Annotated in this window: 2 protein-coding genes; one reads left to right on the top strand and one right to left on the bottom strand. The window is 39.9% G+C overall.

Annotated elements, in window-relative coordinates; translation table 11 throughout:
- The first annotated feature begins 112 nt into the window (after window positions 1-112).
- Complete coding sequence (locus ABDZ76_RS17635) at window positions 113-415, top strand: hypothetical protein (RefSeq protein WP_343808699.1); 303 nt, start codon at window positions 113-115, stop codon at window positions 413-415.
- Between the two features lie 32 nt (window positions 416-447).
- Here ABDZ76_RS17635 and ABDZ76_RS17640 read toward each other — a convergent pair.
- Window positions 448-567 (bottom strand): GapR family DNA-binding domain-containing protein (locus ABDZ76_RS17640; protein WP_343808702.1); only part of this gene is annotated, 120 nt, incomplete at its 5' end.

Below are 567 nucleotides of genomic sequence, written 5' to 3' on the forward strand. Positions count from 1 at the left end.
ATTGTAAAAGAACGCATTGAGATATTTAAAATAATTGATAGTCTCCATAATCAAGCTTAATACATTGGCGCAATTATCTTGCGGATAAAACGAATTATTTCTTGGAAATCTCATGACAATATTACCCTCAGACATAGCTAAAATCCTTGAGAGAACACAAATTTGGAAAAGCTTGGTAACCTTACCTAAGCGCATGGCGGAGTTGGAAAAACGTGTTGCAGAATTGGAAGCTGAAAGAGCCATAAAAATTAGCTCGGCTATAGATCAGTGTATGAAGTGCAAAACTACTCTTGTTTTTACTGAGGAAACGAATGATCCTGCTTTTGGAGATTTTGGCCTTAAGGTTCATCATTTTAAATGTAGTGATTGCGGCTTTACCACCACACGTAACTACACCCCCGGCAAAGGCTACTAGTAAAGAAAAAGACAAAAACACAGCGTTAAGCATCATGTCATCCCCAACGCGTCCATGTAGAGCTGGATCATGGCTTCCTCTTCTTGGCGCTCATGATCTTCCTTCTTACGTAGCTTGATGATTTCCTTGAAAGCCTTCACGTCAAAGCCGCT

The organism is Paenochrobactrum glaciei, from assembly GCF_039522165.1.
GTDB lineage: Bacteria > Pseudomonadota > Alphaproteobacteria > Rhizobiales > Rhizobiaceae > Paenochrobactrum > Paenochrobactrum glaciei.